This window comes from Ferrimicrobium sp. (assembly GCA_022690815.1).
GTDB lineage: Bacteria > Actinomycetota > Acidimicrobiia > Acidimicrobiales > Acidimicrobiaceae > Ferrimicrobium.
The window spans coordinates 1-17,749 of sequence record JALCZJ010000043.1 but is presented as its reverse complement, the minus strand read 5'-3'; the positions used below and the strand labels follow the sequence as shown (position 1 = coordinate 17,749).

The following is a 17,749-nucleotide window of genomic DNA, read 5'->3' as shown; positions in this document are numbered from 1 at the left end:
ACCTCTGCTCCGTCCATGGCGAGGGCATATCCGTTCTTGTTGGTAAGCTTTGCCCCCGAGCAGTCGAGCTGGCCACCGATGGTAGCCCCGAGAAGGCGAACCTCGCCATTTGCTCTGAACCCGTTCTTCAGGATGACACTCCCCTTCACCTCTGCTTCGTGCATGGAAAGGGCATATCCGTTCTTGTCCTTGTTGGTAAGCGTTGCCCTCGAGCAGTTGAGCTGGCCACCGATGGTAGCCCCGGGAAGGCGAACCTCGCCGTCTACAATGAGGTGGCGGAAGTCGGCCTCTTGGGAGACATGCAGATTGTTGGCGCTTATGGCGGAGCCCCGACGATTGCGGGGACCGATTTTTGCTTTACGTAGGAGCAGGTGGTGTTTCACCATTGCACCATTCATCACGAGCCCTGGCATGGTGCTCCGCCGTAGATCGAGAAGGTGGAGCTGGGCGCGGGCGAGGATTGGAGGTAGTTCAAATGAGCAACTAAGGAGCCTTAAAGGGGCAGTGATTGTGAGGTCTGAACAGTCAAACTGGCCTGTGATGTGGGCACCAATGAGGACCAACCCTTTGTCACCGTAGCTTCGTGAGCGCAGGATCTCCATGAGGGATGCTGCTGAGACCGGTGCCGGTCTATCGCCGGGACGTATGCGTGTTGGCTCCCCTGCCCGAGTGTTGTTGCCAATAGCCTCCTCAAGTGCGCTCTTTGTGCTAATCACAGGCCCCCCCCGTTTAGTCGCGACATTCATGCACCAAGGTTAGCATCGCTTGCCGCCATGCGTCGCTATGGACATGACAGAGCCAAAGATTGCTTCGCTTTCCTATGGTGACAGAGAGAATAAAGGGCGTCACAACCCCGATACCGTCACGGTCGTACCGCTTCTGTGCGGTACTGACCATCGGGGGTCCTTTGAGACCCGGTGGAACAGACGATCACCGGGCTCACGACTCAGCGATCAGCTCGCTCTACTTAGGGCGAGATCTCATCGAATTCGATACCGGTCACAACCAACAAGGCACACCAGCCTCCACACCTTGTCATCACGGTTGACAACCAACCAAGTCCCAGCACTCTCGCCCTATCCCAGGAATCCCATCAGGGAGCGTGCACCCGAGTCTCAGTATCAGTGTGGTCACGCTTGAGACGGCGTCTAACGGCAATGTCGATCAAAGTGATCGCCAAGCTGGTTAACTCGATAAATCGATCAAACCGTTATCCAAGTCCCAGATCGCATGGCAGCGACTCACTTGGTGATCTAGTGAGTGAGGATCGGGGTCGTGATCGATTGGTGCTCGCTGACGTTGGTCGCCACTGGCATGGTATCGGCGCCAATAGTTGACGCCAGTGAGCATCAGAGGTCTCGTTATCCCCGCCACAACACCTCATCGCCAACGATGAGGACAACAAGCGCAGTCCGGGTCACGCGAGCACGTCCCAAGAGTGAGACCAGCACCTACTCCTATGCCATAATACCAGATCAAGGCTGTTTTCTTCAGCAATGATCGAACACCGAGACCGACAACGCTCGCGCCCAGAACGCACAGTGGCGATGGATCCCCAACAGTAACTTAAGTCGACCCTGATCTTCGCCGAAGGATCCCTAGTTAAGTAGGGCTAAAGAATGGATTCGAATAAACCGACGTCAACTAGAAACCGTTGACCTGGGGGTCTGTCCTTAGCCCGTGACCGTCATGGTAAAGGAGGCTCTAGTGGGGTCGTCGCGGAAGAAACGCAGTAAAAAGGCTTTCAAGAAAAGCCAATCCCGCCCCGGAAAGGGGGCTTATGACGTTGCAGGAGTTAGCAAAAAGCTAGGAGTGTCAGAATCCACGGTTCGGCGAATGATTAACAGAAAGGAATTGCGAGTATCCCGCACGTGCGGAGAAAGCGGCCGCATTGTGATCAGTCGCAAGGCGCTCGATCAGTTCCTTGGTGATCGACCTCAGGATGAATAACACCTTGTAGTTGATCTGTTGACCATCGCCCATGAGTTAGACGCGCTTCGTGGCAGGATCTAACTCACGGACACACTGGCAGCAGCATCGGGGAGGGGGCCGCTGACTTCTCCTGGTCCTTACGAGTGGTCGGCTGTAACGCTCTTGCTCAGGCTACCCGGCGAATCGAGGCCTCCTGGGTACTTGTTGATGTCATTAATGACCCTTCTCATCGGGTACTATGAGCTAGCTTCTCTTACTCGTGCTGCTCCTGTCTTAGCTTTCTCGGGATCGATCTCCGCAAGTTGGGAAGCTATCAGCGAGTGGCCTAACGATCGGCGAATGACTGCTCCTTAGAGATGAGAGAGGTATCAAGGATGCCCGTCGCGTCTAGGGGATCATCAAGGTCACACGGCCTAGTCAATTGGTGCCAACACCTAAACCATGGGAGTTGGGACCGAACCCGCTCCCTGCTCGTAGAACACTCTGGTGCCTCCTGCCAGCCTTGCTGTAAACATCGCTGGCCCTAGCCATCAGACCCGGTTCGTTCATCCGGTTCTCAAGTGCACCGAGGCTGGTTGCAGTAGACCGTACACAACATTTGCACATACATCGAAGGCTCCGCACCGGGCGCACTGAACACGAATGATCAGCTACCACACAGGCCAACCCGTTGGGTCCGTGACCCGCAGTACTAAGGCTACGCAGGAACCGAGACAAGCCTTGCCCATGCTCCAAATCCCAAGCATGCATGGCCCAGTCAACGCATCGAAGAGTTAAGGGTGAGGCAGCGGCCGGAGTTGAGCGCCGCTTCTTGACTATTCTTCATGGGCAAACCAATACAACAGTCCACGACTGGGAAGTCCTGATCCGTGTGCACGACGAGTTGTTGCACGTCTTTGGTCTCTGTGAGGCTCCGCAGTAGGGTTGCGAAATGGGACTGGTCAATCCCCTGTGCAAACTTTTGAGTAACGAATATCTGTAGGTCACCGTTGGATGGCGCTTTGATATTAGTGAGATCAACAAAGGGGGGGAAGGACCTCTCGGCTGGTCGCGCCCTTGCAAGCCATAGGAGTGACCCCAACTAACTTTCACTTCACTCTCAGGGCCGAGCGTATGCTTTTCGGGCCCTATGTTCGTGCTAGGGGCACCCCGGGGATCAAGCTCTTTCTCAGCCCACGTGCGCAAAGACTCTACCACTTGCTTGGCTTGCTCATCGCGATACCATTGGGCGAAATCCTTGACGCAGTCGAATCCATCGAAACAGAGTTCTACTGCGGAACCAAGGTCAAGGCGTGTGAGCCGGTCCTTGACTTGCTCTGCACAGGGATCCACGATGATCACCTCGACCGTCCGTCCCTTGAGCGCCTCGATGATCATCCCGCTGGCAACGTGGTCCTCTGGCGGCATGGAATAGCCGATGATGATGAGACGCTTGGCCAGTGACAAAGCTGTTCGTGCTCGGTCCCATGACTTGCGAACCGCCGAGTTCGTGAGATAGAACGACTTGGTGGCTGTTTAAGGAACGATAAATCCTACCCGACCCGGCAAAGCCCATCGTCTGGCATCTGAGTCTTGTACAAAGGGCTTGCCAAATCCAGGGATAAGCCAACGTGCCATAGTAACACCGGTGGCGTCGTCGGGGTTCCAATACCACGAGAGGGAGCCATGTAGCTTGAGCAGACGCAGACTCTGAACAACTTGACCAGCACCCCAATAGGCGTTTGACACTAGCGCTCGAGGCGGGAGGTGATCCACGATATCGTCGCTGGTCACGAGCTGTCCAATGTTGCCTCCACTCCAATCCCCAAGACACAGGTCATCAACCAAACCTTGCACTACATTGTCATAGTTGAAACTCAGTATCGTCGCCTGGCGCGCATGAAGCACACTGTTGAGGTCGCCGAGCCAGCTGGGAAGTGCACCTTTAAAGGCCTGCTACTGTCGGCCCCCCATGACCTTTGCGATGGCGTCACTGACTCGCAAGAACAGCTGTCTGGCGTTGAGGTTCTCCGCAGCTGTGCGATAAGGCTGGTCTTCGCCTATTCGCCATAGCCATGCCTCGAATCCCTCGCTCTCCATGGGGCGTTCACCTTTGGGCACCTTGGCCTTATCAAGCGCGTCGTTGCCGAGCTCGTCAATGAACGGAAAGTGGCAGGCAACGGCCTTAGAAAAGCCTGCACCAAGCATCACGACATCATGCGCATCAAGTTCTTGTCCCAGCCAACTAATTTGCGTCCCCGACGTTGCTGACATGGCTCCAACGCTAGCGACCGCTTGGGCCATCAAACGCCATGGAGCGCAGTCCCCAGGCATAATGTACCTGCCTTCTGGCTGCCCACTTGGGATATCGCCGTTGGCGCTGGTCGGTCTGTGCGGCTGCCCTTGTAGTCCCAGGGCTACTTTGGGCAGAGCTTGGCCCAGACGCTGTTGCGTGAACACGGATCGCCTTCGCCTGGATCATGTGGGGTGTGTGCTCTGGTGCTCTTGATGAAGCCGTCGCCATGCGTCATTCAAGCACCGATTCGCGTCGATTGCAGCATCGGACATCCGGGTTGTATCTACGGCAATCCGAACAGCTGCGCGCGAGAGGTGGGTCTCAGCGTCGACGTGAATTTTGGGCTATGCATCCTCAAATCCCTGTGTCATGAACTTGAGCGTTGTCCCGTTTTCGTGCACAACCCTTACGATGTTGTCATCAAACCCTTCCTCATCGACGGCTTCGATCTCCAAATAGACGCGTACGCTGCCGGTCCGAGAAATAGAGCCAGTGAGGTGGGTAATCACCTCTTTGTAGATGTTCGATGCCTCGGATGATCGCAAGGGATCGAGCTCAACCCTGGCATGGTAGCGGCTTGGTTTCTTCGGTCTCGACCCGCTCAATGACTCCTGATTGGCCTCGCGAGGCTGGATTGGTGCGAGCGCTGGGGTGGCCGGGTCAGCTGGTAGCTGCTCCTTGATGAGATCGGGTCGCACGAGCATCCCTGGGTCACCAGGCGACAGTGAGATGCCCTGGCCCGCCTTCACGCCAACAAAGCGCTGCTTGACCTCATCCCAGGACTCCGCGTAGGCAAACGTATCTGTATCCCACATAAGATCGCTGGCTCCGCTCTCGATGGCTCGGAGTAAGACTTCGGAGCTCAGCAGCCGGGGTAGGTAGACATAGCTAGCAAAGTATTCCATCAACTCGCTAATCAAGATGGTTCCCTGCGGCCAGAGCGGGATCTCATCGAGAAGCCGACGAAGGACGTTGGCACCAAGGACCTGAATGATCTCATCTTCACGTTCTAGTCTGTTGACCACCTTGGCGACCAGGTCATCGTTGCCCCCGATCGTCGCACCGTGCTCTTGGATGCGCATCGTATCGCGTGGTTGTGGTTGATGAGGAACCAGGATCCATTTGAATGTCTCGCGAATCTGGGCGTTGGCTCGCTCATTGGCATCATCACGTTGAGCCAAGCATTGCTTGACTCTGGTGGGCGACAGATCAAGCTCCTCACGTTCGTTGTAAATCGACGTCCAGGCGAGATAGCGCGCAATACGCTCCATGAGGTCACGAAGTCGACTCTCGTCTGGCGCTAGGAACACCAGTGCATTGCGATAGCGTCGATTCGCATTCCCGCGCGACTGCAGAATCCGCTCCGCCTTCATGATGGCTTCACTCTGTCCGCCACCGGAGGGCCTGGCTGGCGCCTCGGGACCCAAGATTACCAAGCGGGTGTTTGGTTCATCAGCGATATCGGCTGGCCCACTAGGGAATACGTGAACCCTGATCGGTGCCGAGGAGTTACGTGCAATCTCGCGCATGCGGCGCGCAAGCTCCTCATGAGTCTTGTCGGGGTCACTAAGGATCTGCTCTATTCGTTCGTTGGCAAGCTGTGTTACCGTTGGCTGGACATCGAGCCAGTAGCGTCCGTCGTCTGCATTCAGGTAGGTCGATTGGTCAACGAGTCGCCGTAGGGCATCATCAACGAGTCCTACCCCTTCACCAGGCATGATAGAGCCAAGCTTGATCATCTTGAGATCAACCCCGTGACTATGAGAGTGTTGAGTAGCGGCGGTATCGAGGAAGAGCGTACGCATGACTCGTCTTGAAATCTGGTACCGGCCAAGACTTGTGACCTCGTTATCGATGAGTCGTGCTGTTGATCGCTCTGAGTCGACATCTCGGTCGATCACCGGGTTCCACTGGTCGGGGAGATAGTGAGTGAGCTCGGTGCGAACCGGCTCATTGTCAAGTGGGAGATGACATGGCAGAATAAGTGGGCTCTGGTCATTGTTTTCCCAAAGTGTGTGAATCACCGCCGCCATCAGTCGAAGCACGCCTCGGGTGCGTTGGAATCTGGGAAGTGTCGACCAGTCGCCATAGAGCCGGGCAAAGACCTCAGGGTGAATCGGATAGGCATCCTTGATCGCACGTTCGTAGGCCGCCTCTTTGGCAGTGTTTGGAAACTGCCCCCCCTCGTTTTGATAGAACTCGACAAAGGCGTGAGCGACCGCGTCTCGTTTCGGATATAGGTCGGTTGGGATCTGATCAAAGAGTCGACGCCGCACGATTGCAAAACTCTCATCCTGATTCGCCGGCCTCCAGTTTGAATCGATGCGGCCGAATACATTGCGGAGTCGCTCAAGAGCCCGTTGACCGAACTCGCCACCGACTTCGATATCGCTGTCTTGCGAGCCTTGGCCACCACCCGAATCCGAAGCTGGGAGTGAGACGACGAGGAGCACGTTAGGCACCGTGGTCACCGCCTCGGTGAGGGTCTGCGCAAAAGTGAACTGCGTCTCAAAACTCCCGCCCGCTAAGTCGGCATCTTCATGAAGTTGGCGAGCATAGGCAACCCACTCGTCGATCAAAATCACGGCGGGTCCGAAGTCGGCGAGAATGTCGTGCAACGCCTGTCCTGGACTCGTCGCATGCAAATCGTCAAGCGCTATGCGGTCATAAGCTTGCTTACCCCCCAACTGATAGGCAAGCTCACCCCAAAGGGTGCGTACCAAAGTGCCATCAGGCTTTTCGACCGGTGAGGCAGGAGATATCTTGTTGCCCACCAGAACCACTCTTCGTATGTTCTTTGGAAGTTCGTCGATCTCCGCCTTAGCCATAATTGCGTCGATGCCTGGTAACGAGCCAAGAGCGGCCCCCGAGGCCAATTGGTAGATGGCCAACATCGCGTGGGTCTTACCGCCCCCAAAGTTGGTCTGTAGTTGTACGACCGGATCACCGCCAAGACCGTTGAGACGTATCAAGGCGTTGGCAAGCAACCCGGTGAGTGACTCCGTCAGGTAGGTCCGCAAAAAGAACGCCTGGGGGTCCTGATACTCCTGTTCTGCCTCGCCCCGATAGACCTGCCAAAGATCTGCGGCGAACTCGGCATTTTTGAAGCTACCTCGCGCAACATCGTCGTGGGGAGTGATGATCTCGCGCCAAGGAGGCAGACCACTGGCCGCGTGAGCCATGGTCTTTGTCGTCTGGAGTCGTCGATGCGAGTTGCGTGCCTGCTCTTCATAGCGTAGGCGCATCAGCTCCTCTCGAGACCGCTCTACCTCGCTCGCCTGAGCTTCGGCAGATACGGCATTGAGCAGGCGCGCGATTGAATCGAGGGCTCGATAGGTGTCGTCGAACGAGAAGCTTTGCTGGTGAGCCCACCTATCTCTGATGGTGCGTAACTCCGACACAAGAGTTCGCTCCTCGTGCCCGAGAGTAGTGCGAAAGACGGAATTCCAACTATCCCACATCGCACGCAAGAGTCCCGCCGCATCCCACTCAGCGATTGGTCGGTCCATGTACAGCCGATCATTTTCGCGCCCGAGGCTGGTGACATCGAATCCACGCCTTTTCGCCTGGTTAATCTCACGCTCGACATAGGGACCAAGTCCTTGTTTGAGCATCTCTAGCGCGCTTGTTACTCGATCGTGGTTCGAGATCGACATCTACTCCTCCTCCAACATTAGAATTCGCTCTCGATCGAGATCTGACGATTCGTGTCACGACTCAATCGGGCGATCTCTTGCCAACTTTGAATCACGCTGTTGTACCAGAGAGCTTCACTAGCCCACCCTTTGCGCTCGGCCAACACATAGAGTCGATAGGCGAGCTCTCGTGCTGGCTCGCGGTAGTGATCAGGTACCTTGGCATAGAGCGAGGCGGCGGCTTGCTCCCCATCGTTCTCGAGTGCGCGAATGAGCTGGTGTAAGACCTCCCAGCTCGATAAGTGAGCGTCTCGTGTCGGATCCCAGTCGGGACTACATTCATGTGGCCGCAAGAGTCGGACCTTGCCCTGGTTGGCCTTCATGACACCACCCTCTACGAGTGAGCTAATGGACGTGTTTTTGGCCTTGGATAAGGTCTCACAACGTCCATAATCTCCAGCATCAAAGCCACACTCCTCGAACCAGGCGATGGCCAAGCGCTCTTGGGGCTCAAAGTCTCCTTCTTGTTTCGCAAGGGTCTCATCGAGTACCTGGTTTATCATCCCTAAGGCATCGCGGACCCGCAGCGGCCTTCCGTCTGGCATCTGCACCTCGGCAAATGAGGTAAAGATCGCCATCCCTGGGCCGATTGCTGCCTGGGCAAGGTCAACCGGCGCAATCGATGCCGCTTGGAGCTTTGCAAAGGCGCTTGGGAACTCGGCGCGGAGCTTGGCTAGAAAGTCAGAACGTGTGATGCGACGCGCAGTGGCGTCACGCCTTCGACAGACGAGAACGATTGAGGAGGCAAGGGCATTGGCGTTGCGACCAACGGAGCGCGTGGTGAGCTCGGTTCTCATCGGCCACGTACCGGTGATGGCAAAGCCAGCGCTCACCACTGCCTCCAAGAAGGTCTCCCAGCCGGTCGAGGTAGTTCCCGACTCACCATCGGTCTCTGACTGCTTAAGGGCATAATAGATCGTGATGGGAAACCCAGGATGGGAAAGCTCAGCCAGGCGATGCATCGCCTTGGTCATGCCGTCCATGAAGAACTCATTGGCTTTCTCCTTGGAACCGTGACGATACGGGGTGGCGATCAGCTCGTCGGTCTTTGGAACCGCGACGGTGGCAAAGAGATCTGGATAGATTTCAGAGAGATTGTGGCGCAGCCATACATAGAAGTAGTCAGACAGGTCGGCATAACCGATGTTGTCAAAATACGGTGGATCGGTCGAGACGATGGCATTGTGTGAAAGCATCTGGCTTTGGGCATCAGCCTGGTTGGCATGTCCATCCCCAACTCCAGGCGTGCGCTCAAGCGCCTTCCACGTCCAGTCGACCATAGCCATCCAGTTGCCGGTAGACCCAGAGAAGATGGCGGTCTCTGCATAATCCCAGTTCATCGGGATCGCTTGGCGGCTAAAGGTATTCCTCATCTTCTCACCCGGAGCATGCCACGTACAGATGCTCGACCAATAGTCGGCACACTTATCGATGACAAAACCAAGATAGGTGATGACAGCGTCGGCATAGGCACGCGCTCCACGCCCGCCATCATTAATCCCAACCTGGTCATTGGCCAAACCCGCGTCAATCGCATCGCGTTCGATCTCGTGGCTTAACTCCCCGAGCAGATCAGAAAAGGTCGTCAACGCCAAGAGTTGTCGTGGGGTAAAGAGCGAGGCGAAGGTGTCCATGCCATACAGCTGAACTCGGAAACCCAAAGCGAGTTCTGGTAGCTTTAGCTCTGGCTCCCATGCAGGTTTTGCCGTTCGCGCTAGGTCCTCAATTTCTTGCGTTGGAGAAAGATAGACCCGTCCGCGGGTCCCTTCACAGACAATCGCCATGAGCCGAGCCCCCATCCGACCAGCCTTACCCTCTGCTCGCAGGTACTCAAAGGGCATAGGGGCACCACTCAGGAGACAAGTTCCACCACCCGAGCGATTGATTGTCCCCTCTCGGGTGGGTTTACCCCCGACCCTCACCTCGAATTTATAACTTCGATGATCCTCCCCGATGACCGGTTCTACAGAGACCTCCTTGCCCTTTTTGGTGGAGATCGCAAACGATGAAGTCAGAGGCACATCAACGTCACGAAAGGCCGGATCGGGACTCTTGACTGTCCTTGCCCAGAGATAGGCGATTGGGACAAGGGATTGGCCTAAGTATTGTTTAAGATCTGGACGCTCATCGACCATCGCTTTCGTGATCTCGATCTCGGGATAGAAGGCGCCGATACGTTTCTTTGCCTCGTCTCGCATCCGAAGACCGTAGTAGCGCACGTCATCAACAAGACCTTGAGTACCGCGATATCTCCGGTTGAGCAGCCTCGTATCGGTTCGAGCCTCGGGGTTTACCGGGGGCTGACCCGCGAACTTTGGTGGGAGCTCGATCATTGCTTTATTGATGAGCACCGCGACAGGATTGAGGTCTGAGGCATAACTGGTGAGCCCTAAGCGCTGTGCCTCAAGCGGTATGGCACCACCACCTGCAAACGGATCATGAAAGACGGGCAACTTCGATGGGTCAAAGAGAGTCGAGGCCCTCGGGTGTTCGGCGTTAGCCTTGCACGTCAGTTCCCATGAACGCCTGATCTCGGCGCGCGCTTTGCCAAGGACCTCCTCCTTGGTAGTATTCTCCCAAACGACCAGCTCCTCGATGATACGAAACAGTCGTGCTCGCTCGACCTTCTGGGCCTCCTCGGTCGGGAAAAGGTCTGGATGACTCGATGGATCATCGACGAGTTGTGCAAACAAGACTGCCCGCGCCGTTGCAAGGGGTCGTCGCGCCCACCAGAGATGCAGCGTCGAGGGGTGACCATGGCGAATGGACTTCTCCCTTGCTGAGGCGGCATTGATGCTATCGAGTGGAATCGCCACCTCGATGAGCTTTTTTGGCGCAATAACTTGCTCCATCAGGTACCCCTTGTCAATGTATGCAAAACTAGCCCCGCTCGTGGCGGCACAGTGAATAGCCCTAGATGGCTATCCTCCTTCAATTACTATAGGACTAAGGTGCGACAGCTCACGGTCATGGTTGGCGCCATCGCCGCTATCAGAAGGTTCCAAAAACTGATGCCTACGCGAAATCCCAACGGAGCAGGGTGTGCAGTTGAGCCTGTGTGGGCACAAGATCGCGGAGTCATTGGCGATAGCGCCCATCGCAGAACGTGTCGCAACTGACTCCCAAGACGGTTACAAGCTTGGCACTTGGCTCATTGGGATCGAGCAAGATCATCCGCGGGTGATTGGCCAACAGGACTCGCTAGGACTGGCAGCGCGTCGCGCATGCAAGAGTTCGTTGACGAAGAGATTTCATCAACGTTCGAAAGACCAGTGAGCGGCCCCTTCAGCAAGGTCGCTAGCACGCTCTGGTTCATCATCGCTGGCGTAGTCCATGCCCATCCGACTAGCCATTGTCCTCGATGCCATTTGTGATTAACTCAGCCAGTGAGTAATTCACCGACTGGGCACCAAAGTCAGGAGCCGAGTGAAACGGCTGCTTGAGATACATTTCACTATGTGAGCCGTCTCCACGGAATGACACGATCCCAAGCACATAGCGACCAGGGTTGTTGAGGCTATAGAGGATCTCGTTCCTGGTCACGGTGATGGTATCTGAGTCCGCGGCTCGCCCCTTGACCTCAATGAAGCGGATTGACCCGGTCTGTTGGTCAACGCTCTCAATGTCGTAACCGAGACGTTCAAACTCAACGTCACGAGGCACATAACCAAGCGCGCGCTCTCGTTCCATGACAATGGCGCGAGCTCTTGCAGCAATCTCCATTCGATCAGCCACCACCGCTTGGCGTGTGCGATCACCAGCCAGGTCGTGCTCGCCATCTGTCTTGAGTTGGCGAACGAGACCGATCGGGGCGATCAAGACCGCGCCAGTCATGATGGATCCAAGTGGGACCACCTCGCGCTCATGTTCTAATAAATCAAGACGACGTTTTAGGCGCGCTGCCAAATCGTTGGCTCGTTTGCGGGCATTATCTGCGTTGATACGCGCGTTGACCTTGCCTCGATCCTCGTCCTCTCGAAGCTGATTCGCCCTGTGGTCCCAATAGGTGATCTCGCTTGTGAGCCGAGCCTTGACCGCACGTTCAGTGCGCTCAAGCAATGGCAGACGGATAGCCTCGACTTCTTCGACCGCCCTTGGGACAACCCGGCTGTTGGCATAGTCCAACACGATCTCGTGGAGCTCATCATCGATCCAGCGGGCCTGTTTGCTGCCAAGAAGATCGTCGAGGGTGGGGTCATCGGCTTGGAGCGGTCGATAGTCGAGATAGGGGGCGTAATTGACGTGGGTTAGGTGATGTGCCTCGTCTAATTCGATAAAGCTAAGACGCTTATCGATGACTCGTTGTTGGCCATTGGCAAGCACCTCCCCATCGACGATCGCATGCTCAACAGCGAACAGGACCCGCAAACTCTGACTCTCGTCGTTCTCGTCGACTAAGACGGTGCCTTGTCGAAGCAGGTCACGATCGGTCTCGAGCTCAAGGTCGATGACGCTTTGGAGCAGCGGATGCCCAGGAGCAAGAAAGGCCGCCTGGACGAGACCATCAGGAGCGATGAGATCCTTGTCGAAGGTGACGCGTTCGTAACGTGCAAGGACTGGTTCGCGGATACCTAGCTGACGATCTCGATTACGAATGCTCGCAGGCACATGGGTGATCTCATAGCGACCTGACTCTCGCTCGTAGATTGTCCCGCCAAGTTGGTGAAATGCCTCAAGGAAGAAGCTCTTAATGTAGCCCGGTTGAAGCTTGCGAATCTCGGCGCGCTCCATCGCCTCTCGAACTCGAAAGACACTTTCTTTGGTCAAGGCCTCAGTCGCGAGCGCCCGATCGAAAATGAGGGACTCAAGGTGGTGAACATCCAAGGCACTTTCGATAGTGGTCTTGAGACGAGCCTTGACGTCTGGCTGTTCGGAGTGGCGAATCGCGTCGATCAATAACTCGCGGAGATGGCGACCGTCGAAGTTTAACTTGCCCAGTACGTCAAAGACTTGGCCTCCAAGAGCCTCTCTGGCCTCTTGAAGCTTGTTCAACAGAAGCTGATAGACATCGCCCTCGCGTGTCTCACTCGCCACTAGGTTCCATAGGTAACACACCTCCCGTTGGCCAATACGGTGAATGCGACCAAAGCGTTGCTCGATTCGGTTTGGGTTCCAGGGGAGGTCGTAGTTCACCATGAGATGTGCCCGTTGGAGGTTGATGCCCTCACCAGCGGCATCGGTAGCAATCAGAACCTTAACGGTTGGGTCTTGCCCAAAGGCTTCTTGGGTCTTGGCTCGCTCTACGCGCCCGAGGCCGCCATGGATCGCAACGACCGCCTCGGGCTGGGCTAGGTAGGTGCCAACCCGCTCGACGAGGTAACGAAGAGTATCACGATGCTCAGTAAAGATGACTAGCTTGTCATTGCTCGGTTGATCAGGTCGAAAGAGTTGACCAAGCAGAGACGATAGTTCGCGCCATTTCGTGTCTTCTCTAGACGCTCGTACGCGCGAAGCCAAAGCCTGTAGTCGCTCTAGCATCTCAATTTCGGTTTTGAGTTCAAAGATGTTCCTAGCGGTTGTTGCCTGATCGAGCACCTCGGTGAGATCTTCATCAAATTCGGTATCGCCGAGATCTTCAAGATCCTCGATCTCCTCGGAGTCGATGAAATTGGATAGTTGCAGCGCCGTTGCTTGCTGTCCACGTTCAAGTAGCTCAAGCTCCCTTGCCCTTGACTGGAGTCGTTCCTTGCGGCGCTTGAGGCTCTGGTAGATCGCTTCTGGGGAAGAGGCGAGACGTCGTTGCAAGATCGTGAGGGCAAAACCAACTGCTCCCTTGCGCTTGCCATCACTCAAGGCATCAGCACGGTTGAACTGCTGGCGAACGTAGTCGGTGACTTGTTGATACAGGCTCGCCTCCAGATCAGAGAGCTGATATGAGACCGAGATCGCCTGACGTTCTGGAAACAGCGGTGTGTTGTCAAAGCGCACGAGTTGTTCCTTGATGGCTCGACGCATGAGGTAGCTGACATCTATGGCCCGTGTGCTATCGCGATAACCCCCCTCAAACTGGTCAGCATCAAGGAGAGCCAAGAAGAGCTGGAAGTCTTCATCCTTGCCGTTGTGGGGTGTAGCTGTGAGAAGCAACAAGTTGCGAGAACGCTGCGCGAGGAGCTGACCCAAGCGATAGCGCTTGGTGTATTTGACTTCTCCGCCAAAGTAGGTTGCCGAAAGTTTGTGGGCCTCATCAAAGATCACCAGATCCCAATCGGTTCCTGGTTCCTCGAGCATCTCTTGGATCTGATCAGCGCGAGCTAACTTATCGAGACGTGCAATGACAAGCGAATGTTCAACAAAATAGTTTCCACTCAGCGAAGCCTCAAACCCCTGATTGGTTGCGATCTCAAAAGGTAGTGAAAACTTGCTGGCGAGTTCATCTTGCCACTGTTCGGTCAGGGACCCAGGGGCGACGATCAGGCAACGCTCGACTACGCCTCGTGCCATCAGCTCCTTGATGAGGAGCCCTGACATGATGGTCTTACCAGCACCGGGATCGTCGGCAAGCAAGAACCGCAGCGGTTGACGAGGGATCATCTCTTCATAGACCGCAGTGATCTGGTGGGGGAGTGGCTCGATCATCGAGGCATTGACCGCCAAGTATGGATCAAACAGATGCGCAAGCTGGATGCGTTGGGCCTCGGCGACAAGGCGATAGCGCGCCCCATCGCCACTGAACTCTAAGGTACGGCCCCTTTCGACAAGGACAAGACGATCCTCATCGCTACGAAACAGCAATCGGCTCTCTAGGCGTCCATCATCGCGCCGATAAGCAAGATCGATGCAATCAGACCCATGCCATGTGACCTCGACAACGGTGACCTCCTCGTTACGTGTAAGTCCACCGACGCGGGTTCTGGGCTTCAGGTCTTCGAGACGGGGCATTGGAGACGAGCTTACCATCGAGCAGACCAGCCGAGACTGCACGCCTGCCTTTGAGCAGCTAGGAGACGGTGGGATGTTGGCAACGGTGATGTCTTCAAACTCTAGCTCCAGTTCAAGCCGACGGTAATCGGCCTGACGAACCTCGATATACGCCAGGCCGGGTGTAGCAAGTGCTGACTGCACAGCCTTAGACAGACGAAAACGTTGGGCCACCGCTTAGTAAAGAGAGCCTAACTGCATTAGTCTTCGGCGCCATAGCGACTGGACAAGTCCGACATGCTGAGACCCAAGTGGTCAACCGATTTCACGCATCCCCTCATTGTGGAGTGTGGCCTTGACACCTGCGGGGCGCCGTCGTCACATGCTGGGGATGGAGAACCTACAACACTTGCGTCGAGAACGCACAGTGACGATATCTGCCCAACTGATGTCAATGGCAATAAATAAAATAAATGACTTCAGTCAACCAGTATCGCGTCCGATGCTCTAGGCATGACTGGCACTCGCGAAAGACCTCGGAGTAACCTGATCAAATAACAAAGACACTGGCCTGGGGTTCATCTTTCCTTACCAACTAAAAGCTGGAATGATATCTAGTAAGGGAGGCCCCAATGACAGTAATCCAGCAGCAATCCGGTCCCGAAAGGAAGGTTTTTAGTGTTAAGGAGGCTAGCGAGGAGCTAGGCCTGTCAGAATCCACGGTTCGGCGAATGATTAGCGACAATAGATTGCGAGTATCCCGTACGTGCGGAGAAAGCGGCCGCATCGTGATCAGTCGCCAGGCGCTCGATGAGTTCCTTGGCGACCGACCTCGGATGACTAGCCCCTTGTAGTCGACCTGTTGGTCATCGCTGATGAGTTAGATTTGCTTGGTAGCAGGATCCAATTCAAGGGTACACAGGCACCGTAACGGATAGAAAGTCTCTGACTTCCTGGCCGCTTACGAGAGTTGGGCTGTAACGCTCTTGAGCGCGACGGTCCTACCTAGCCTAGCTAGCCTCAGAACGATCAACGGCCCACCGATTCCTGGCCGCTCTTGGCACGGGATGGCGGCTCATTTCCGAAGACCCTTATTAGCGCTATGGCACAAGTCCACAGCCTCAGGGGTGTCAGCAAGGGCCCGGAGCGGGGTTGATCGGTCGTTCCTGGCTAAGGCCCGCTAGGTGCGTCGCGGCGCAATATAGGCCGTGCCCGACTCTAGTTGCCTTAGCGGCCGTGAACACCTGTATCATGGCTCCTGCGTAGGCACTTAAAGGAGCTAGTGAAATGCGACGTCCTTGGACATTACGCTTACTGTTTGGGCGACGTTGTAGCGTTTGAAGCGGTCCAGTCTATGTCACTAATCGCCGATGGCGGTGCTACGTGGGATCGCGGAGACCGTGTGGATAACACTCAAATAAAATGCCTCATCCGGGCTAGAGGTAGCACACAACAGAGACTCCAAATTTATTCGATGCAGCGATCGCCCTAGACGTGGCCACACTACAGCGTGGGATATCTGCCATCGTATGCTAACCGAATGACCCGCTTTGCTATGGGTGCCCGAGTCGGGCACAAGATCTGACGCTTGCACAACAGTGTATAGGTGCTCGCCGTGTCACTTATCGACCCGCCCACTTGCCAACGGGAACCTTCCCACGAACACTCTGCAAACCCTGTCTTGAGCGAAGTATTGTCAGAGCATCCTCTGCCTGCCTCTAGCTCTTGTCCAGAAATTCATAGAGCGCCTGCTGAATTATAAGACGGTCCCGCCAGGGACGGTTAGGCAGGTCTTTCAAGTGGTGGCTACGTTCCTCAGCAGTGAGCATCGCGAGCTCCTTCATCTGTTTCCCTACCGGCAAGACGGTTTCCTCTAGGAACTTTGTGAGGCTCTCGATGTTATTCCTTTGTTGAGGTGATTGTAGAAGAGAAAGAAGCAAGGGGATTAGAAGTGCAAGGATTTCCGGATTGCCCTCTGACGCTCGGATGCCCCCAAAACCCAAGGCGTTTGCCTTGCCGTGGTAGGCGTCGGTGATCTTCGTCGCAGTCAAGAGGCCATCGAGTAACGTGGTACAAAGGTTGCGTGCCATCTCCAGCTCATCGTCTGGCGACGATTCTAGAACTGAGACGAGATGGCGCAAGTTTCCAAAGGTCTTGATCGACTCATTGACCTGTTCATAGGGAGCGTTTAGCCATCCCGGGTTCCCACCGATTGAACGACGGCCATGGTCAAGGCCAGTCATACGTTCCAGAGCTGGAGTGTAGGCCTCGAATGAAACCGCAACATCGTTATTGAGGCTTAAGCTGAGTAGCAGAGCAATTGCTTGGGTACGATCGTGTAGAGATTGTCGTGAGGATCGGATTCTGCCCTTTCCTCGCTTTTTAGCCAAGGTAAAGGCTAGGTCTTCGATTGCACTTAAGTCGGCGTCGTCGCCAGAGGCTTCTGCGGGTAGGCGCTTCTGGAGTTCCCGATCGAGTGTTGATCGCAACCCTTGTAGATAGGCGGTCATTGAAGCGCGCACCCAGGGTGATGTCAATGTCGTAGCTCTCGCACCAGAGGGCCACGCGGAGGGCATCTAGATTGCTCATCGTTTTTCGTAGCTGCAGTAACCTTTGGAGCTGTTGGGAAGCTTGGACAGGATATGTCCACATCGGCTTCTTGCCTGCCTGTCCTGAGCGCATTGGTCTGGGTAACAACCCTTCACTCCGCCAGAACTCTAAAGTACGGTGGGTGATCTTGGCGTCAAATGTATGCGCAATAGCTAGAAGATCGTCTCCCACAATTCTGTCCTGTGCCATCTGAATAATCCTCTCGCCAATTAGTACTCCCAGTAGCCGATCCCTTATCTTGCATTCCGTGGATCTGCATATCCAGCTGAGTACTACGAGATACTGCCTAGCAGCAGCGCGTGGCCAGTATCGTCGGGTGCCACCGGCGCCGATAGTCTGTTTCTCATGTAATGTCGTGGGTGCATTGGCCACTTTCAGG

Annotated in this window: 8 protein-coding genes; 1 reads left to right on the top strand and 7 read right to left on the bottom strand. The window is 55.5% G+C overall.

Annotated features, from left to right (window positions below; all coding sequences use genetic code 11):
• Positions 1 to 716 (bottom strand): hypothetical protein (locus tag MP439_10430; protein MCI2976471.1); only part of this gene is annotated, 716 nt, incomplete at its 3' end.
• Between the two features lie 2,287 nt (positions 717 to 3,003).
• Here MP439_10430 and MP439_10425 point away from each other — a divergent pair.
• Entirely contained in the window at positions 3,004 to 3,375 is a 372-nt protein-coding gene (locus MP439_10425; GenBank protein ID MCI2976470.1) for a hypothetical protein, read from the top strand.
• A 72-nt stretch (positions 3,376 to 3,447) separates the two neighbouring features.
• On the opposite strand, the gene MP439_10420 is transcribed toward MP439_10425, so the two are convergent.
• The 6 genes from MP439_10420 to MP439_10395 form a co-directional block, all read right to left on the bottom strand.
• Positions 3,448 to 3,759: a hypothetical protein gene (locus MP439_10420; GenBank protein ID MCI2976469.1), complete on the bottom strand. Its 312-nt coding sequence runs from the start codon at positions 3,757 to 3,759 to the stop codon at positions 3,448 to 3,450.
• A 108-nt stretch (positions 3,760 to 3,867) separates the two neighbouring features.
• Positions 3,868 to 4,215, bottom strand: coding sequence for a hypothetical protein (locus MP439_10415; protein ID MCI2976468.1), 348 nt, complete (start codon positions 4,213 to 4,215; stop codon positions 3,868 to 3,870).
• 336 nt (positions 4,216 to 4,551) lie between these two features.
• Positions 4,552 to 7,863, bottom strand: coding sequence for a DUF499 domain-containing protein (locus MP439_10410; protein MCI2976467.1), 3,312 nt, complete (start codon positions 7,861 to 7,863; stop codon positions 4,552 to 4,554).
• Positions 7,864 to 7,880: 17 nt separating this feature from the next.
• The gene (locus tag MP439_10405; protein ID MCI2976466.1) at positions 7,881 to 10,754 is read right to left on the bottom strand and encodes a DUF1156 domain-containing protein; all 2,874 of its coding nucleotides are present in this window, start codon (positions 10,752 to 10,754) and stop codon (positions 7,881 to 7,883) included.
• A 493-nt stretch (positions 10,755 to 11,247) separates the two neighbouring features.
• Positions 11,248 to 14,994 carry an SNF2-related protein gene (locus MP439_10400; protein ID MCI2976465.1) on the bottom strand — a complete coding sequence of 1,249 codons (3,747 nt, stop codon included), beginning with the start codon at positions 14,992 to 14,994 and terminating at the stop codon, positions 11,248 to 11,250.
• A gap of 1,484 nt (positions 14,995 to 16,478) precedes the next feature.
• Positions 16,479 to 17,270 (bottom strand): hypothetical protein, encoded by a 792-nt coding sequence (locus tag MP439_10395; protein MCI2976464.1) that lies wholly within the window; start codon positions 17,268 to 17,270, stop codon positions 16,479 to 16,481.
• Between the last annotated feature and the right edge of the window lie 479 nt (positions 17,271 to 17,749).